Raw genomic sequence first — 17271 nt, forward strand, 5'->3', positions numbered from 1 at the left:
AGGCGGCGCTGAGTTCTTCTCGTCGAACGGTGTCAGCCCCTGGGGAATTCGCCGCCGTCCACGAAGAGATTGCTCCCGGTCAGCCAGCTCGCCCGGTCGGACACGAGGAACAGCACCGCATGGGCGATGTCGTCGGGCTGACCGTCGCGCCCCAGCGGGGTGGCGTTGTCCGGGCCCGGCCCCGCGGTCACGCGCGCCCACTGCTCCCGCGTCGCCTCGCCGCCGGGTGTGGTGACCCTGCCGGGACTCACGGCGTTCACCCGGATTCCGGACGGGGCCAGCTCCGCGGCCAGCCCCCGGCTGTAGTTCTCCAGTGCCGCCTTCGCCGCCGTGTAGTGCAGGAACGGTCCTACCGGGGTGAGGACCGCGGCCGACGAGACGTGCACGATCATCCCCGAACGCCGTTCCCGCATCCCCGGGACCAACAGCGCGTCCAGCCGTACCGACGCCAGGAAGTTCAGGTCCAGCATGTCCTGCCACTCCTCGTCGGGAATCGCCGCGGAGTCTTTGAACGGCTGCGCCCCGCCCGCGTTGTGGACCAGGATGTCCACCCCGCCGAGCGTCTCCTGCGCGGCCGCGGCGAGCGCTTCCGCTCCGGCCCGGGTCCGCACGTCGGCCTTCACGAAGGTGGCGCCCTCCGGTGCCGTGCTCGTCGCCGACCTGGCCGTCGTGAGCACCTGCGCGCCCGCGTCAAGGAGTTGGCGGACGACGGCCGCGCCGATGCCGCGTGTGCCACCCGTGACCAGGGCTCGCTTTCCCGCGAGTTCTCGCGTTCCCGATCCGTTCTCGATCGTGGTCATGTCGCCTGTCCTCTCGATGGCCTGATTTCCCGCTCGACGGAAAAGGAATCGACGTGCCCAGAGCGCGAATGTCCGGAGGAATCGCGGAGGGTGCCCCGTCGAGCGGTTTCACCGTAGGTCCGGAAAAGAATGCGAGGCAAAGACGAAATATCAGTAGGGGATATAGGGGATCCCTATACAGCAGCGGGTGGGCGAGGTCGAACAGGATGAGAGTGCCGTCCACCTCCAGCGCCGTCCCGCCGCCGGTCACGCGTGGCGGCCGGGCATCATGGGAGACATGACCGCACCGAGCAACGACTGGATCAGCATCGCGGCGTACGAGAACCTGCCGGGTCGCCCCGCGCCGATGGCCGCCGCCCGCGGTTGACTGCGGGACCGCGGCATCGACTGGATGCCCTTCGGCGCTGACGAGATCCGATGGGATCTGGCCTGCGGCATCGGCCCCGACGGCCACTGGCACGGCTGGTTCGACGTGCAGGTCCGCGCCATCGCGCTACGACGGCTCGGGCTGCACCCCGACCAGCCCAACGCCACGGTCACCGGCCCCTCTCCACCCGGCTGGTGGCACGCCGCCGCAGAGCGCAACGCGCGCAAGCGTTTCGAAAGATGCCTTACGAGACGGCCCTCGTACCCGACAGAGCACCTCCACATACGAGGGCTGACGTGCCCGGCCGGTCCGTCGGTCCGGCCGGGCCGCAGGAGTCCGCGGCGCCTATACGACGGCGCCGGTGTCCTCCCGCTGCGCGCGACGCGCCTCAAGTGGACTGCGGGCCCGGCCACTTCGGCCTGAACCGCCACCGTCCCCGCGGCGACGCGCCGGTGCGGGCCTGCGCCGCTCCAGCGTCACGGCCATCGGGACGGCGGTGAACACGGTCGAGGCCATCCCGACCACCACGCCCGCGATGAGCGCCAGCGAGAAGTCGGCGAGCGAGTCGCCGCCGAGGACGGCGAGCGCGGCGAGGACGAACAAGGCGCCCATGCCGGTGTTCACGGTGCGGGGCAGCGTCTGGACGACGGCCTTGTCGGCGGTCCGCTCCAGATCCGTGCGCGGATCACGGCGACGCGCTTCGCGTACGCGGTCGAAGACGACGACGGTGTCGTTGACGGAGTACCCGATGACTGTGAGCAGCGCGGCGAGGAAGACGCTGTCGACGGGCTTGGCGAGCCAGGCGAACAGGCCGATCACGAGCAGCACGTCATGAACCATGGCGGACACCGCGGCGGCCGCGAACGTCCACCGGAACCGCACGCTCAGATAGACGAGTTGGGCGAGGACGGCGATCCCGAGAGCGATGAGCGCCTTCACGCGCAGCTCGTCACCGAGGCTCGGGCCGATCAACTCGTCCCGCTCGACGGTCACCGTGCCGCCCGCCGCCTGCGCCAACGCGTCCTTGATCACGTGCTGTTCGGCGTCGCCGAGCTCCCCCGCGCGTACGGCGATGTCGCCGTCGCCCGACTCCTGCACCACCGCGCGCGGGAACCCGGCATCCGCCACGGCCTTGCGGGCGGTGTCGACATCGACGGGCTTGCCGGTGCTGTACTCCATCATGCGGCCGCCCGTGAACTCGACACCGAAGTCGAGTCCGCGGACGACGATCCCGGCGACGGCCACGGCCACCAGAAGGCCGCTGACGCCGAGCCAGCGACGCCGGTGCCGCACGATCTGCGGATCGCGGCGCGACAGCCAGGACCGCACCCGTCCGCTGGAGGCGATGCCGGTCAGCAGCGGCCGGTCGCGGACGAAGCGGCGGCGCACCGCGAAGTCGGCGAGGACACGCGTGATGACGAGCGCCGACACCATGGACGCGACGACCCCGACGGACAACGTCACACCGAAGCCCTGCACCGGGCCGGTGGCGAGGAAGAACAGCAGCCCGGCGGCGAGCAGCGTGGTGACGTTCGAGTCGATGACCGCGCTCCACGCCTTGCCGAACCCGCGCGCGACCGGCTTGTCCAACGCTTTGGTACGGGCGCCCAGAAACTCTTCGCGGGCACGCTCGAAGACCAGCACGTTCGCGTCGACCGCCATGCCGATGGCGAGTACGAAACCGGCCAGGCCGGGGAGCGTGAGGGTCGCGCCGAGGGCGACCAGAGCCGCGTACGAGATGAGTCCGTACAGCCCGAGCGCGATCGTCGCGAGAGCGCCGAGCAGGCGGTACACGGCGACGATGAACAGCGCGGTGAGCGCGAGGCCGATGAGCGCGGCCTGGGCGGACGCCTTGATCGCGTCGGCGCCCAGCGTCGGGCCCACCGTCCGCTGCTCCACGACGTCCACCGGGACCGGGAGCGCCCCGCCCTTGACGAGGGCGGCCAGATCACGGGCCTCCTCATGGGAGAAGCCGCCGGTGATACGGGTGTCGCCGCCGGTGATGCCGGTCCTGCACGGCACGCCGGGGTCGATGCTCGGCGCGGAGAGGACCTTGTTGTCGAGGACGATCGCCACGCGCCGCTCGGGCGAACCCTGTGGGGCGCAGGCGGCGGTACCGGTGATCCCGGCCCAGTCGCCGGCCGCGTCCTTGCGGAAGTTCAGGTCGACGGTCCAGCCCGCCATGCCCTGCTGGTCGAAGGCGGCGTTCGCGTCCTTGACGCCGTCGCCGCCGAGTGCGGTCGGGCCGAGCTGGAGGTAGGCGCCCTCGGCGTCCGGATCGGCGAGCGTACGTGAACCGTCGGCATCGGCGGCGTCCTTCGGCGCCCGGTCGGTGACTCCGGTGACCGGGTGGACGGTCAACCGGGCAGTACGACCGATCACTTCGGCCGCCTCGCGCGGGTCCTGGACACCGGGCAGCTCGACGATGATGCGCCGGTCCCCGGAGCGGGACAGGCTCGGCTCGGACACGCCGAGCGCGTCGACCCGCTGGCGCAGCACCTCCAGCGCGCGGTGGGTGGACGCGGAGTCGGCCTCGGTCCTGGTGTCCGGCGAGTCCCGGGTCTCCAGGACGATCTGGGTGCCGCCGCGCAGATCGAGGCCGAGACGCGCGGACTGGGTGAGGGCGATGGCGAGCGAGGCGGAGATCACCGCGAGGGCGATCAGCGCACGCCACAAGGGCATGCGGGATTTCGTACGGGACATGTGACTGCTCCACGGCAGGACGAAAGGAGAGCGCCCTGGCCGCGTGCGGGTGAAACGAGGCGCGGGCCGGTCAGGCGCTGATGACGAGGGATGCGGTGCGCGGAGCGTGCGGCGGTGCACGCGGCTCGGCCGTACCCGCGTCGTCCTGACCGGTGTGTCCGGCGACGGCGTCCGCGGCTGCCGGGCCGCCGAGCGCGGCGAGCGGCGCCCGGTCGTTCTCGACCGCAGTGAGCGGCCCCGTGTGGTGGTGCGGCGCGGTCTCCTGCTGGACCCAGCGCCCGGCGTGCGCGGCGAGAACGGCGTGTGCGGCCGGGTGTCCGGCGGTGTGCCGGCCCCAATCGGCGGACGGGGCCGGCACGGTGGGCCGCTGGGCCTGTGCCACGTGCGGCGCCGCCGGGACGAAGAACGTGAACAGCGACAGCAGCGCCGCGGCCGCGAGCACGGCCACCCGCGAGGACGCGGGCGCGGGGCGCTGCGGCACGGGTACCTCCCTGTTCGCGTGGACCGACCCGGACCGGCTGCGTCGCGTTCGGGCTCGACTTGCTGAAGTCGTTACGCCAACAGGCTAAGCGGGCAGGGCGACAAAGGCCCGAGGACGGTCGATCCCGGCCGACCGGTGGTCGACCCGGCGCGCGTCTGACGCTCCGCGCTCCGGGCCGGGTAAACGTAGGGGCTGAGCACCAGTTGTCGAACTCCAGCCGTCCGTCTCCAGTCGTCCGTCTCCAGTGGGGAAATCCGTGAACAGCACCGACGCACCTTGTGATCCGGCCGCCGTCGACTGGGAGGCGCTGCGCGGGCGCCGTGTGGTGCTCGACAACTCCGGGGCGAGCGAGGAGGACGAGCGTCCGGGCGGCGACGCCGCGCGCCAAGGCGTCGTGAGCGAGGTCCGCGTGGCCGGCGATGACGGAACGGTCGAGCTGACCTTGACCCGCTACGACGGCCGCACCCTGGTGGTGCGCCCGGTCGGCCGGTTCATCGTGACCGACGACGACACCGGCACCGTGCTGTACGCCCCTGCCGCGCCGACGAAGCGACTGATCCCGAGGGACTTCGTCGAAACCGTCCGGCACGTCGCGCCCGAGCGCGCCGAGGACCTGGAGCGGATGGGGGCCGCCGACCTCGTCGACGAACTCCCCGCACACGAGGCACAGGCACTGGTCGAGATCGCGGCGCAGGTGGAATGGGAGTGCACCCGCGAACGCGATCTCCTTGAGGATCCCGCTTCACCGGCCGCCCGTTACGCCGAGGCGGCGCGCTCCGTCGTACGGGCCTGGGCAGTGGACGCGGGTACGGAGTCGACTGGTTGACGACCGTCCCGGGCCCGTCCGGCCGGGGGTGGGAGGTACCACGAAGGGAACTCGGCCGGTTCGCGGACGCGGAGAACTCAGGTACCGAGAATGCGTTGCTTCGCGGCGGTGAACTCCTCTTCGGACAACAGCCCGTCGGCGTGCAGCCGGCCGAGCCGTTCCAGCGACGACAGTGCCTGATCGTCCAGCGCTCCACCGGAAGGCGGGGGAGCGGCGGCCGCCTGGCCCTGCTGGGAGGTCGCTTCCTTCGCCGCGGCGCGTTCCTGCTGGCGGGCGGCCACCCGCCCGCTGACGGCGGTCGCCGTACCCGCGACGACCGCGGTACGCGCGGCTGCTCCGATGAGTCCCGGTCGTCCGGTGCGTGACAGGCGTCGGCCGATCATCACGGCCTCCTTCGGCGGTGGGTGGGTTTGGATGGGTTCCTTCAGACGATGAACTGCAGGTCTGCTTCCGTCACCGAGTCCGGCACGCGTTCGTGTGCGGTGACGGTGGCCCCGGCACGGCGGATGGCGTCCGCGGTGCGGGCGACCCAGATGTTCTCCCAGACCAGTACGGCTGCCGTGGTGCCCGCGGAGATCTCTTCGGAGATCAGTTCCAGGTCCTCGTCGCTGAGCAGCCCGGTCACATCGCCGTCGAGATCGGCCAGCGTCGCGGCCACCTCGGGGTGGGCTGCTGACAACTCATGCAGCTCGATCGTGCCGTCAGGGTCGCGTCGAACGAAGGCCAGGTCGACGATGCGGGCGGCCCCCGTCGAAGCGAGCCTCTTGAGTTCCTCCGCGACGCCGTGGGGGAGTTGAGCGCCCGGATACTCGATGACCATGTAGTCCAGGGGGCCGATGTCCATGTCGACCGACTCCTTCGTATAGGACGTTCGGTGGGCGGCGCGGGGCCTGCCGTGGCCCGGTCGCGTCGCGCCGCATGGCCGACGGGGCGGCGCCCCGAAACGGGCCGGTGCTCCGAAACCGACCGGCGACGCAGGCCCTCCGCTGTCTTGCTGCCGGGCGTCTTCGTTCCCACCGTACGCTCGCGGCGCCGTCATGGGAGAGGGCCGAAAGGGCCGATTCGAGGGAGGAACGCGGACGCGGAGGGCCGTGTCGGGCACCCGCTCTGGCGGCGACGTCACGACGGCTTTCGGCGGCGCGGCCCAACTCCTCTCCATGGCATGCTGCCTGTGAAAAAGGAGGGGTTGATGGCCCAGTTGGGGACGACTGCCGTGTTGGCGACGATGCCGGACGCCGAACCGCTGCTGAAGCTCGCCGCCGAGGTGGATGCGCGGGCCGTGCGGCCGGGGGTGCCGGCGCATGCCGCGCTGCTCTACCCGTGGCTGCCCGTCGACCGGCTCGGCGAGACGGAACTGGACCGATTGCGCGCCGCGCTGCCGGTCGGCCGGGTTTCGATCCGGCTGGCCGCGGTCGAGCAGGCCGGCGGTTTCGTCGGTATCCCGGTGCCTGAACTGCGGGGCCTGGCCGACGCCGTTCGCACGGCCTTCCCGGAGCAGGTCCCGTACGGCGGTCGGTTCGGCCAGGATCCGCCGGTGCACGTGACCGTCGCCCTGGACACCGATCCCGGTGCCGCCGCCGACATCGCCCGACTCACCCGCGCCCGGCTGCCGATCACCACAGAGATCTCCTCCCTGCACGCCGTCGCCCTCACTCCCCACGGTTGGGAGAGCCTCGCCGAACTGCCGCTGATTCCCTAGCCGGGCTCCGACGAGCCGCTGGGCCCGGCGAAGTCCGGTCTCCGCCGCGGACAACCGCCGGACAACCACGTGGCCGTTGTGCTGCCGGACGGCGCGAGCAGCGTACGGTGCCGGGTACGCGACCTGGGCTGCGTCGGCGAGGACGAGTACGGCGTCGGCTGGGCCGCGCCTGTGCCCACGCGGACCGCTCCGGCCGGGAACACCGTGGTGGCGGCGCCGGCGACGGCTCCGCAGGCTTCGGCCACGACCCTTCACCTCTTGCCGTACGCCACGGTGACATCGTCCGCATGGTCGTGGACAGCGAAGCGGACGCGAGCCCGTGGATCGAGACGTCATCGGACGAACTCCGCCGCTTGCTGACCGCGGCGGAGAACAACCTCTCCGATTTCAGGCAACTGGCCGCGCGGCGGACCGCCCGGCACCTGCCGGTTCACGCGGAACCCCTCACGGCGGCCATCTCCCGTGCTGTGACGTTGCTGCCCGAGAAGTAGGCGATGCCTGATGCCCGACCAGGCGTGTTGATGCGGCCTCCGACCGATGCGGCGGCCACGCCCCGCACGCCGGTCACGATTCGCCAACGACAGGGAGCGGGAGACAGCGCGGTCCGAACGCGCGCCAGGGCTGCCGCGTCACAGGTGCGGCGACGAGAGAACTTCAGACGTCGCCGCACGAACGCCAGGACGCCAGCCACTCCCGCCGTCGGCCCACAGGGGAACTCATGCGCAGGACGACCACGCACACCGCCAAGCTGCTGCTCGCCACATCGGCGCTGCTCGCCACGGCGGGTGTCACAGTCACCGGCTGCGGCAGCACGCAGCCCGGCGGCAACCCCTCCAAGAACCCACAAACTCGTGCGCGCCAGGTCGCCGACGCCTGGAACGGCTCCGACGCCGCCGCGCAATGGCGCCATGGCTACTACCCCATGGGCGACGTGACCCAGCTCCCTGAGGGCGGCCCGCGCGACGAAGCCGACGAGTGGGCCTACGACACCGGCAACTTCGACCTGGTCGGAGACCTTCCCGCCACCCCGTCGCCCCCGAAGCGCGCCCAGGTGACATGGCAGAACGACGTCTCCCTCGCCCTACCGCTGCTCAGCGCCCGGCAGACGTACCGGCAACTGGACCGCAACAGCAGCCCACGACGGCACCTCACCGTCACGGGAGCCGTGCTGGGCACGATGCCGGTGCCCACCAGCCACGGCACGGCAACGGTCCCGGCCTGGCTCTTCACGGTGAAGGGCTACGACACACCGCTCGAACGGGCCGCCGTCGCCCCCTCGAAACTCCCCGCCGCGCCGATCGCACCGGCCGACGACTGGCCCACCGACGTGCTGGCGCCGCTCGACGGCCTGACCTCAGTGGCCGACGACGGCCGCAGCCTCATCGTGATGGCCACCCACGGGGCCTGCGACGACGGACCTGCCGTGGAGGCGCTGCAGACGACGGACAGCGTGGTGCTCGCCGCCTCGACCGTCGGAGCCGACGACGGGAACTGCACCAGCAATCTGTTGATCAAGAAGATCACCGTGAAGCTCGATGACCCGGTCGGCGAACGGATCATTCTGGACGCATCAACGGGAAGCCCGGTCCCCTTCAGCGACAGGCCGAAGACGTCACCGACGTGGAGCTGAAGCACCCCTTGAGTCACCTTGCGAATTGACGGCGAGGGCCGCTAACGCTCTTGCTTTCGATGGAGTGCCGTTACAGAACATACCTATTTCGTATGTTTTCGGCGTCTAACTTCGAGATGTACCTACTCGAAGCAGTTCGCAGAAAGGTCGAGGACATGACGAACTCGCGAGTCATCCGTACGACGCTCACCGCCGCAGTGCTGGGTCTGGGCGCCGTGACCGCACTGGCCTCGACGGCCGGAGCCGCGACTCAGCCGGTCGGGCCCTCCGCCGCGTCCACCGCTCCCGGCGCGGGGAGCCAGGACATCCACCTCAGTGACGGCAGCGTCGCCCACGTCACCGACCTGGGCCACGGCCAGTGGCAGGCATGGGTCACCCACCACGGCACCCGCATCGCCGACCTGGACCCGACGCACTCCAGCAGCCGAGTGCACGGCTACACCTACGAGTTGAACCAGGCCAACGGATTCGTCGGCGTCACCGAGCCCTCCGGCTGGCACAGCGAGTCGGACCAGCCCCGCCCTGACCACGACCGGCACCAGCAGGACACCCGCCATCACCAGGGCACCCCGGACCACAAGAACCAGGCCCACCGCCAGCAGCACAAGAAGCACTCGGGCGGGCAGGCCATCGGCACCACACGTGACGTGAAACTGCCCGGCGGCGCGATCGCTCACATCACACACGTGCGCACGGGTCAGTGGCAGGCATGGATCACCCTCAAGGGCGTACGCATCGCCGACCTGTACAACGGCCACACCTCGGCGCACACCCACGGACACACCTACACGCTCAACGTCCACACCGGCACGGTCACCGCACACAAGTAGCGCTCGCCGAAGGCCCGCCGGCGCCTTTCGCCCTGTCGACGACCCCCGCGCTCACTCCCTCCGCGCGGGGGTCGTCGACAGAGTCGGGAGGCCCCTCGGCCGCGCTCATGAAGCGGACGAGAGGCCGGGCCCAAAGGGCGGTGATGCCGTAGAGGGAAAGGCGGCTTCCGGAGGCTGCCCTACAAGCGACCGGAGTGCGACGGATCGGTTCTGCGGGCGTGCAGGACGCGGCCGTCCAGGGGGAGCGGTGCGTGGCCGACGAGGGTCAGGCCCGCGTCGGAGAGGAGCTGGGCGTAGTGGTCGGCGGTGCGTTCGCGGCCGCCCACGTTGCAGCGCATGTGCAGGTCCCAGGCGGTCGCCAGGGACGGGGAGTCGTCGGTGGGGAGCAGGCGCTCGACGATCAGGAGGTCGGCGTCGGCGGGCATGGCTTCGGCGCAGTGGCGCAGGATCTCGCGGCAGCGTGCGTCGTCCCAGTCGTGCAGGATCCGGGACAGGAGATAGACGTCCGCGCTGGAGGGTACGTCCGCGAAGTCGCCGGTCAGGAAGGTGCAGCGGGCAGCGTCGAGGCGCTGGCGTGCGGCCTCGATGACGTGCGGGCGTTCGATGAGGACGGCATCGAGGGTCGGGTGGGTGGCGAGGATGTGGGAGAGGAGCTCACCGTTGCCGCCGGCGATGTCGACGACCGTGGCGCCGTGTGCTCTGCGGGCTGCGGCGGCGAGCACCGGGTGTGCGGGGAGCGGCTCGAACATGCGCCTGCTCGCGGCCATGGACTGGTCGAAGAGCTCGGCGAGCCGGGTGTCACGGGCGAAGTGGTCGAAGTGGTTCGCGCCGAAGAGGTGCTCGAAGGCCACCTGCCCGGTGCGCACCGTGTGGGCGAGGGCGCCGAACGACTCGTAGAACGGGCCGCCGTACAGCAGAGCCAGCGGTCGCATCGAGCCCGGATCGCCCGCGCGCAGCTGTGCGCCCAGCGTGGTGAGCCGGAAGCTGCCAGGAGCCTCGGCGGTGACGACGCCGAGGGCGGCGAGGTAGCGCAGCAGCACCGCCAAGCTGTCCGCATCGGCACCGACCGCGCTCGCCAACTCCCGTACATCCAAAGCCTGTTCGGTGTCCAAGGCGTCGGGGATGCGCAGGTGCGCGAACGCGGTCAACGCCTGCGTGGTCCAAGCGCCGGTGAGCAAGCGCAGCATCGTTTCGGCTGGTTGACCTGTACGGAACTCGTCGAGATGCACGGCGAGTTGGTCCCGGTGATCCCCGGGCGCGTACAGCTCGATGCGCCGGTATTCGGCCTTGGCTGTGGCGGGCGCGGCGAAGTAGAACACCGTGCCGTTCTCGTGCGGGTTGTATCCGCCGCCGTCGGGCACCGCCCCGTAACGCGCGAACGACGCGCGCAGGCCGCGCAGCACCAGCGGATCCGGAGCCGACACCTCGAAGGCGACATGCGCCTCGTCGTGCCGGGCGCGCTCCAGGGCCGCGATCTCCTCCAGGTCGGAGCCCGGCGGCACGGTCAGTGCGAACACCTCGACCATGCGGAGCTGTCCGTCGTGGCCGTGCACGGCCGGGCGCAGGATGCCGACGTCGAGGTCGGCCGCGGCGCGGTGGTGGCGCAGCGCGAGGCGCTCGCGTACCACCACGCTCGGCTGCGGCGCCGCGTCGGCGAGCAGACCGCACTCGGCCAACGTGGCGTCCAGCGCCTCCGGATGCGGAGGGAAGACGAGCAGCGCGGCGTGCGCGAAGCGGCATCGCTCCACCAGCGCGCGCAGTTCCGGGCCGTCGAGCCCGGGGAGCAGGAGCGGCAGGAGGGTCTCGCTGTCCTGCTCGGTGACGAAGTCGACCGTCGCGCGCAGGCGCGACGTGTCGTCCGACAACGCCGTGATCATGACGGGGTCGTCCTCATTCCGGTGTTCGGTGTGCGTGGATCTCATACGCCGACGTAGCGTTCGGCGAACCAGTCCTGCTGGCTGCGCGAGGTGCGCAGAGAGGTCATTCGGGCGCGCCGCAGGCGATTCTCGAACGGCGACTCGCTGTCCGCACCGGACGGGCTGTGCAGCAGCCCGATCATCCAGTGCGAGAACTCCTGGGCGGACCAGATGCGGGCGAGGCAGCGGGCCGAATAGGTATCGAGCCCGGTGGCGTCACCGCGGGTGAGGTCGTCGATGAGGGCCTGGGCGAGCAACTCGGCCTCCAGGACGGCCAGGTTGGCGCCCTTGGCGGCGGAGGGGCTGATCAGGCTCGCGGCGTCGCCGGCCAGGAACAGCGCGCCGTGGCGCAGCGGTTCGAGCACGTCCGACTCGAAGTCGACGGTGTCGCGCTGCACGATGCGCCCGCGGTGCAGCGGTCCGTACTCCTTGACGCGCATCCGCAGGTCCAGCTCGTCCCAGATCCGGTCCTCGGACCAGGCGTCGGCCGGGGTGCCGCGCTCGCACTGCAGGTAGTAGCGGGTGATGTCGGCGGTGCGGGCCATGTGTCCCGCGAACCCGCGCTCGTGCACGGCGTAGCCGACGGCGTCCAGGCTCGGCGGCGCCTCGGCGAGCAGCCCCAGCCAGGTCACCCGGTGGTCGCGCTGGAAGTGGCGGACCGTTCCGTCGGGCAGGGAGCGCCGCGCGGCTCCGTGCCGTCCGTCGCATCCGGCGACGTAACGCGCCCGGATCCGGGCCGGGCGGCCGTCCGCCGTCCGCACGCTCACCGACGGTGCGTCGCCGTCGGCGTCGTGCACGGCGACTGCCTCCGTCTCGCACAGGATGCGGCCGTCGGCTGCTAGGAAGTGCGTCAACAGATCGGTGACCAGCGCCTGTTGGGGGTACACGGTGTGCCGCTCGCCGAGTCCGAGACCGCTGTAGTCCAGCCGGAACCGCCCGTCGTCCGTACGGAACTCGCAGGTGTTGTGCGTCTGCCCGTGCCGGTGCAGGCCGTCCGAGAGTCCGTGCCGGTCCAGGATCCGCACGGTGTTGGCAGCCAGGAACCCGGCCCGTGCCCGGGTCTGGATATGGCTTCGGGTTGCCCGTTCCAGTACCAGGCAGTCGATGCCGTGTGCCTGGAGCAGGTTGGCGAGGACGAGTCCGGCCGGTCCGGCGCCGAGAATGACCACGTCAGCCGCCTCGTCGGCGGCAGGGAGATGTTGACCATCTGTCACGGACCGGAGTTTATGCACAGAAAATTCATGCCCTCTCCATAATTCACCTGAACGTACGCATGGCGAATTAAGTGGGGCGTAGCGCTTCGGAGTTGGGAGGCGTGAACGTGGCGATCGCGCCGGCGCCGACAGTCGTAGCGCCCCCCCCTGATGGCGCGGCAGCGGGTGCCCGGGATCGGCCTCGGCGGCGCGGGCGTTCTGTTGGCCGGCGGGAACGCGCGGGGGTGTAGCGCATCCCGGCGGTGCGAACGCAACGTGTGTCGGCGGTGGTCCCGTTCTCGGTGGGGGGGGCGAGATGAGGTGTCACCAGGTGGCCGGATGGCGAGTGGTCGGTGAGGCAGCACCCAGTCGACCGGCTACTGCCCGGGCGTCGGCTCGTGGCAGGCCGTCGCGAACGCTCTGGACGCAATGCGTGCGGTGCGCGGGTGTCGGCCGGACCGGTGTGGTCAGGCTGTTTCGCATTCGGACGGGCCCGCGGCCTGCGCCTGGAGCGGCGTCCGACTTCTTGGCCCGGCGGTGCAACTGGTCGACCGACGCGGATCCCCTGGCGGCTGCTGACCCCGTAAGGCTGCTACTGCCGTAAGCCTGAGTCCGGCCTCTGTTCGTCTATCGGTTGACGCCCTCCGCCCCCATCAGGCCGAAGCCTGTCGGCGTCGTCCCGCGCGACCGCTCCCTGGCCCGGTCGCGGTCGCGTCAGGCCCGATGCGCTGGTGGCTGACGCGGCGCCGGGGGAGTGGAGCGCTAGCGCCCCGGTACTTGTCCCCGCCCGATGAATGCGCATACATTCGTGCCGCGCAAGTACGTCGATCTTGCGCGCCGCGAGACGGTAACAGGCATAAAAGTCATTACGGGCATAGAGGTCACGACGTGCTGCGAGCGTACGAATCACAGGTCAAGGAACTGCTGGGCCGGATGACGGTCCAGGAGAAACTCGGGCAGCTGCAGCAGCTGACGTGGACCGGGGACACGGGGCCGGGCGGCGGCCAGACCGCCGAGACCGAGGCGGCGGCCCGTGCCGGACGCCTCGGGTCGGTGCTCAACATCCACGGCGCCCGGAACACCAACGCGCTCCAGCGGATCGCCGTGGAGGAGTCCCGGCTCGGCATTCCGCTGCTGTTCGGGCTCGACGTCATTCACGGCTTCTGGACCACGTTCCCCATCCCGCTCGCCCAGGCCGCGAGCTTCGACCCCGAGGTGTCCCGACGTGATGCCGAGGTGTCGGCCGCGGAGACCCGGGCCGCCGGGGTGCGCTGGACCTTCTCCCCGATGATGGACGTCACCCACGAACCGCGCTGGGGCCGCATCGCCGAGGGCTCGGGCGAGGACCCCTACCTCAACGCCGCCTTCGCGGTCGCCAAGGTCGAGGGCTACCAGGGCCCGGCCGACGGCAGCCGACTTGCCGCGGACGACCGGATCGCGGCCTGCGCCAAGCACTTCGTCGCCTACGGCGGCGCCGAGGGCGGCCGCGACTACAACACGGTCGACGTCTCCGAACAGCGGCTGCGCAACCACTACCTGCCGCCCTTCAAGGCCGCCGTCGACGCCGGAGTCGCCACGGTCATGGCCGCGTTCAACACGGTCAGCGGCGTCCCCGCGCACGGCAACGCCCACACCATGCGGACCGTCCTCAAGGACGAGTGGGACTTCGGGGGCTTCGTGGTCAGCGACTACACCGGCGTCGAGGAACTCATCGCCCACGGCTTCGCCGAGGACGGCGCCGACGCTGCCGCCCTCGCTCTCACCTCAGGCCTCGACATGGAGATGGTCTCCACCCACTTCGTCGACCATGGGGAGGCGCTGCTCGACGCCGGCCTGATCACGATCGAGCACGTGGACGAAGCGGTCGCCCGTATCCTCGCCCTCAAGCACGCCCTCGGGCTCTTCGCCGACCCGTACTCCGACGAGTCAGCCGAGACCACCGAACCGACCGCCGCCGCCCGTACGGCCGCCCGCGAGACCGCTGCCCGCTCCATGGTGCTCCTCAAGAACGAAGCGGCCGCCCTCCCGCTCGACCCGGCCACCGGCTCGGTCGCGGTCGTCGGCCCGTTCGCCGACTCCACCGATCTGCACGGGACGTGGGCCGGTCCGGGCAGCCACCGCTTCCCCTCCGTCAGCGTCCTGGACGCCGTGCGCGAGACGGCGCCCGCCGCCCGCGTCACCCATGCCGACGCGGACCCGGCGCGGGCGGCGGCCGCCGCCCGGGAAGCCGATGTCACCGTCGTGGTGGTCGGTGAGGACCCCGCGCTGAGCGGAGAAGCCGCCGTGCGCAGCGACATCGGTCTGCCCGCGGGCCAGGAGGAACTCATCGCCGCCGTCGCGGCCACCGGCACGCCGTACGTCGTGGTCCTGGTCAACGGCCGCCCGCTGGCCCTCGGAGGCTGGCTGGACACCGCGCCCGCCGTCCTGGAGGCCTGGCACCCCGGCATCGAGGCCGGTCACGCGGTGGCGGACGTCCTCTTCGGCACGGTCAACCCGGGCGGCAAGCTGCCGGTCACCTTCCCCCGCGCCACCGGACAGATCCCGGTCTACTACAACCACGAGAGCACCGGCCGTCCCTACAACCCGGCACACCCCGACGAGAAGTACGTGTCCAGGTACCTGGACCTGGCCGAAGGGCCGCGCCTGCCCTTCGGCCACGGCCTCAGCTACACGACGTTCGCCACCTCGGACCCGGTGCTGAGCCGGGACGACATCACGCGAGCGGAGCTGGAACAGGGCGAGACGGTCGACGTCACCGTGACGGTCACCAATACCGGCGAGCGTGCGGGCGACGAGGTCGTTCAGGTCTACGTCCACGACGTGGCCGCGAGCATCGCGCAGCCGGTGCGCCGCCTGCGCGGCTTCGCACGGGTCACCCTGGAGCCGGGCGCGAGCACCACCGTCGCCTTCCCCCTCGGCGCGGAGGACCTCGGGTTCTGGACCAACGACCCCGCCGGCACGTTCCTCGTGGAGCGGGGCCGCGTGGACGTCTACGCCGGAACGAGTTCGACGGCCGAGGCTCGCCGGACCCTGCGGGTGCTCTGAGCGGGACAGCTCAGAAGCGGCGCCGGTACACACATCCTCGTCCCGCCCGGCGAAGGCGCCGGGCGGGACAGGGGCGGTGCCCCTGCGGGGTTCGCCGCTTCGCACGCCGCACCGGTGGCAGAGGACTGCTTGACTGGGCCGATGCCGATAGACGCGATCGTGTTCGACTTCGACGGGCTGCTCATGGACACCGAGAGCACGCTCTTCGCATGCTGGCAGTACGAGTGGCGACAGTACGGCCTTGAACTGGACCCGGCCACGTTCTTCGCGGACCACGGCGGTGACGTCACCGCCGAGCGATACCGGCAGCTCGCCGCGGCCGTCGGCCCTCGGTTCGACCACGAGACCAGCCACACCCGTCGCCTGGCCCACCGCGACACGCTCCACCGCCAGTTGGGCCTTCGTGAGGGCATCGACGCCTGGCTCACCCAGGCCCGCGCCGCCGGTCTGCGATGCGCGGTGGCCAGCAGTTCCTCCGAAGCGTGGGTGACCGGCCTGCTGGCACAGGTCGATCGTCTCGACGCCTTCGCCGCCCTCGCCTTCGGCAACGAAGTGTCCTCTCCCAAGCCGGCGCCGGACGTCTACCGCCTCGCACTCGATCGCCTCGGGCTCGCCCCGGCGCAGGCGATCGCAGTCGAGGACACACCCCACGGCGTGGCCGCGGCCCGGGCCGCCGGTCTGTCCTGCATCGCCGTCCCGAACCCGTTCGCCGACCCCGCACACTTCACCGCGGCGGATCTCCTGCTCGTCAGCGCCGCCGATCTCCCCCTCCATGCCGCGGTCGAAACGCTCATGGGCACCGCGTCGAGTGCGACATAGTGGGCTGACCGGAGCCATCCGCGACGCTCGGCGGCCGGGCGGCGGGAGAAGCGAACTCAAGGAGGGGCCGGCAGACGATGCAGGCGCCAGAGATCACGCGTGCGGTAGCCGCGGCCACATCGATCGCCTCGTCTCTGGGCCTGACCGCCGACGACGCGATCGTTCTGCAAGCCTCGAACAAGCTCACTCTGCGTCTACTGCCGTGCGACGTCCTGGCCCGGGTGGCGCCGGCGACGAATCAGGTCGCACAGTTCGAAGTCGACCTTGCGCAACGGCTCGCCGAGTCCGGGTGCCCGGTGGCCGTCCTCGAGCCTCGAGTGGAACCACGTGTCCATGAGCGTGACGGCTTCGCGGTCACACTGTGGACCTACTACGAACCCGTGACACCCGGGGAGATCGCACCGGCCGACTACGCCCATGCGCTCGACCGACTGCATGCCGGCATGCGCGAACTCGACGTCCCGACGCCGCACTTCACGGATCGAGTCGAGCAGGCTCAGCACCTCGTGGCGCACCGCGACCGCACCCCGGCGCTCGCCGACGCGGACCGGGAACTGCTCGGCGACACACTACGAAGCCTGCGACGAGCGATCGGTGAGCGCGGCGGCGCCGAGCAACTGCTGCACGGCGAGCCGCACCCGGGCAACGTGCTCATCACGAAGAACGGACTGCTCTTCATCGACCTCGAGACATGTTGCCGTGGGCCCGTCGCGTTCGACCTCGCCCACGCGCCCGAAGAGGTCGGCGAGCACTATCCGGGTGTCGACGAGGAGTTGCTGCGCGACTGCCGGATCCTCGTGCTGGCGATGATCACCACCTGGCGCTGGGACCGGGACGACCGATTCCCGAACGGGCGCCGGTACGGAGCAGAGTGGCTCGACCGGATCCGAGCACTCCTCGACCGCTGAGACCTGATTCTCGGCGGTTGATCGCGTAGCCAAGCGATCGAGGTCGGCCGCTGA

15 protein-coding genes and 1 pseudogene are annotated in these 17271 nt (G+C 71.0%); 9 read left to right on the forward strand and 7 right to left on the reverse strand.

The genetic code is table 11. The annotated features are described in order from the left end of the window. Nucleotides 1-32: 32 nt before the first annotated feature. Nucleotides 33-800, reverse strand: a complete 768-nt coding sequence (locus ACQUQD_RS39425) for an SDR family oxidoreductase (RefSeq protein ID WP_428957041.1) — start codon at nucleotides 798-800, stop codon at nucleotides 33-35. A 391-nt stretch (nucleotides 801-1191) separates the two neighbouring features. Between ACQUQD_RS39425 and ACQUQD_RS39430 the strand changes: the two are divergent. Further along, nucleotides 1192-1392, forward strand: a pseudogene (locus ACQUQD_RS39430) (hypothetical protein); the annotation flags it as partial. A 120-nt stretch (nucleotides 1393-1512) separates the two neighbouring features. Here the strand turns inward: ACQUQD_RS39430 and secD are convergent. Both secD and ACQUQD_RS39440 read right to left on the reverse strand, forming a co-directional pair. Continuing rightward, complete coding sequence (gene secD, locus ACQUQD_RS39435) at nucleotides 1513-3849, reverse strand: protein translocase subunit SecD (RefSeq protein ID WP_428957042.1); 2337 nt, start codon at nucleotides 3847-3849, stop codon at nucleotides 1513-1515. A 91-nt stretch (nucleotides 3850-3940) separates the two neighbouring features. Continuing rightward, on the reverse strand, nucleotides 3941-4351 hold the full coding sequence (locus ACQUQD_RS39440; protein ID WP_428957043.1) for a hypothetical protein: 411 nt from the start codon (nucleotides 4349-4351) through the stop codon (nucleotides 3941-3943). A 256-nt stretch (nucleotides 4352-4607) separates the two neighbouring features. Here ACQUQD_RS39440 and ACQUQD_RS39445 point away from each other — a divergent pair, with 256 nt between their 5' ends. Then, entirely contained in the window at nucleotides 4608-5177 is a 570-nt protein-coding gene (locus tag ACQUQD_RS39445) for a hypothetical protein (protein ID WP_428957044.1), read from the forward strand. 77 nt (nucleotides 5178-5254) lie between these two features. Here ACQUQD_RS39445 and ACQUQD_RS39450 read toward each other — a convergent pair whose 3' ends face one another. Continuing rightward, the gene (locus ACQUQD_RS39450; RefSeq protein WP_428957045.1) at nucleotides 5255-5560 is read right to left on the reverse strand and encodes an SHOCT domain-containing protein; all 306 of its coding nucleotides are present in this window, start codon (nucleotides 5558-5560) and stop codon (nucleotides 5255-5257) included. A 41-nt stretch (nucleotides 5561-5601) separates the two neighbouring features. Further along, nucleotides 5602-6021, reverse strand: a complete 420-nt coding sequence (locus tag ACQUQD_RS39455) for a DUF6325 family protein (RefSeq protein WP_428957046.1) — start codon at nucleotides 6019-6021, stop codon at nucleotides 5602-5604. Nucleotides 6022-6366: 345 nt separating this feature from the next. Between ACQUQD_RS39455 and ACQUQD_RS39460 the strand changes: the two genes are divergently transcribed. The 4 genes from ACQUQD_RS39460 (at nucleotide 6367) to ACQUQD_RS39475 (ending at nucleotide 9336) form a co-directional block, all read left to right on the forward strand. Beyond that, nucleotides 6367-6876: a 2'-5' RNA ligase family protein gene (locus ACQUQD_RS39460; protein ID WP_428957047.1), complete on the forward strand. Its 510-nt coding sequence runs from the start codon at nucleotides 6367-6369 to the stop codon at nucleotides 6874-6876. 287 nt (nucleotides 6877-7163) lie between these two features. Further along, entirely contained in the window at nucleotides 7164-7367 is a 204-nt protein-coding gene (locus ACQUQD_RS39465) for a hypothetical protein (protein ID WP_428957048.1), read from the forward strand. Between the two features lie 227 nt (nucleotides 7368-7594). Next, nucleotides 7595-8506 (forward strand): hypothetical protein, encoded by a 912-nt coding sequence (locus ACQUQD_RS39470; protein ID WP_428957049.1) that lies wholly within the window; start codon nucleotides 7595-7597, stop codon nucleotides 8504-8506. 155 nt (nucleotides 8507-8661) lie between these two features. Continuing rightward, nucleotides 8662-9336 (forward strand): hypothetical protein, encoded by a 675-nt coding sequence (locus ACQUQD_RS39475; RefSeq protein WP_428957050.1) that lies wholly within the window; start codon nucleotides 8662-8664, stop codon nucleotides 9334-9336. Nucleotides 9337-9515: 179 nt separating this feature from the next. On the opposite strand, the gene ACQUQD_RS39480 is transcribed toward ACQUQD_RS39475, so the two are convergent. Continuing rightward, complete coding sequence (locus tag ACQUQD_RS39480) at nucleotides 9516-11213, reverse strand: methyltransferase (RefSeq protein ID WP_428957051.1); 1698 nt, start codon at nucleotides 11211-11213, stop codon at nucleotides 9516-9518. 41 nt (nucleotides 11214-11254) lie between these two features. After that, nucleotides 11255-12466 (reverse strand): 4-hydroxybenzoate 3-monooxygenase, encoded by a 1212-nt coding sequence (locus ACQUQD_RS39485; protein ID WP_428957052.1) that lies wholly within the window; start codon nucleotides 12464-12466, stop codon nucleotides 11255-11257. A gap of 912 nt (nucleotides 12467-13378) precedes the next feature. Between ACQUQD_RS39485 and ACQUQD_RS39490 the strand changes: the two genes are divergently transcribed. The 3 genes from ACQUQD_RS39490 (at nucleotide 13379) to ACQUQD_RS39500 (ending at nucleotide 17217) form a co-directional block, all read left to right on the forward strand. Further along, nucleotides 13379-15490 (forward strand): glycoside hydrolase family 3 N-terminal domain-containing protein, encoded by a 2112-nt coding sequence (locus ACQUQD_RS39490; protein ID WP_428957768.1) that lies wholly within the window; start codon nucleotides 13379-13381, stop codon nucleotides 15488-15490. Nucleotides 15491-15631: 141 nt separating this feature from the next. Further along, nucleotides 15632-16309, forward strand: coding sequence for an HAD family hydrolase (locus ACQUQD_RS39495; protein ID WP_428957053.1), 678 nt, complete (start codon nucleotides 15632-15634; stop codon nucleotides 16307-16309). A gap of 77 nt (nucleotides 16310-16386) precedes the next feature. Continuing rightward, nucleotides 16387-17217, forward strand: coding sequence for a phosphotransferase enzyme family protein (locus tag ACQUQD_RS39500; protein WP_428957054.1), 831 nt, complete (start codon nucleotides 16387-16389; stop codon nucleotides 17215-17217). The last annotated feature ends 54 nt before the right edge of the window (nucleotides 17218-17271 follow it).

This window comes from Streptomyces sp. cg35, from assembly GCF_050410835.1.
Classification (GTDB): Bacteria; Actinomycetota; Actinomycetes; order Streptomycetales; family Streptomycetaceae; genus Streptomyces.

Coding starts and splice junctions, on each gene's coding strand:
- ACQUQD_RS39460 (WP_428957047.1), top strand. CDS start 6,367: ATGGCCCAGTTGGGGACGACTGCCGTGTTGGCGACGATGCCGGACGCC.
- ACQUQD_RS39465 (WP_428957048.1), top strand. CDS start 7,164: ATGGTCGTGGACAGCGAAGCGGACGCGAGCCCGTGGATCGAGACGTCA.
- ACQUQD_RS39500 (WP_428957054.1), top strand. CDS start 16,387: ATGCAGGCGCCAGAGATCACGCGTGCGGTAGCCGCGGCCACATCGATC.
- ACQUQD_RS39475 (WP_428957050.1), top strand. CDS start 8,662: ATGACGAACTCGCGAGTCATCCGTACGACGCTCACCGCCGCAGTGCTG.
- ACQUQD_RS39480 (WP_428957051.1), bottom strand. CDS start 11,213: ATGATCACGGCGTTGTCGGACGACACGTCGCGCCTGCGCGCGACGGTC.
- ACQUQD_RS39490 (WP_428957768.1), top strand. CDS start 13,379: ATGACGGTCCAGGAGAAACTCGGGCAGCTGCAGCAGCTGACGTGGACC.
- ACQUQD_RS39450 (WP_428957045.1), bottom strand. CDS start 5,560: ATGATCGGCCGACGCCTGTCACGCACCGGACGACCGGGACTCATCGGA.
- ACQUQD_RS39495 (WP_428957053.1), top strand. CDS start 15,632: ATGCCGATAGACGCGATCGTGTTCGACTTCGACGGGCTGCTCATGGAC.
- ACQUQD_RS39455 (WP_428957046.1), bottom strand. CDS start 6,021: ATGGACATCGGCCCCCTGGACTACATGGTCATCGAGTATCCGGGCGCT.
- ACQUQD_RS39470 (WP_428957049.1), top strand. CDS start 7,595: ATGCGCAGGACGACCACGCACACCGCCAAGCTGCTGCTCGCCACATCG.
- ACQUQD_RS39425 (WP_428957041.1), bottom strand. CDS start 800: ATGACCACGATCGAGAACGGATCGGGAACGCGAGAACTCGCGGGAAAG.
- secD (WP_428957042.1), bottom strand. CDS start 3,849: ATGCCCTTGTGGCGTGCGCTGATCGCCCTCGCGGTGATCTCCGCCTCG.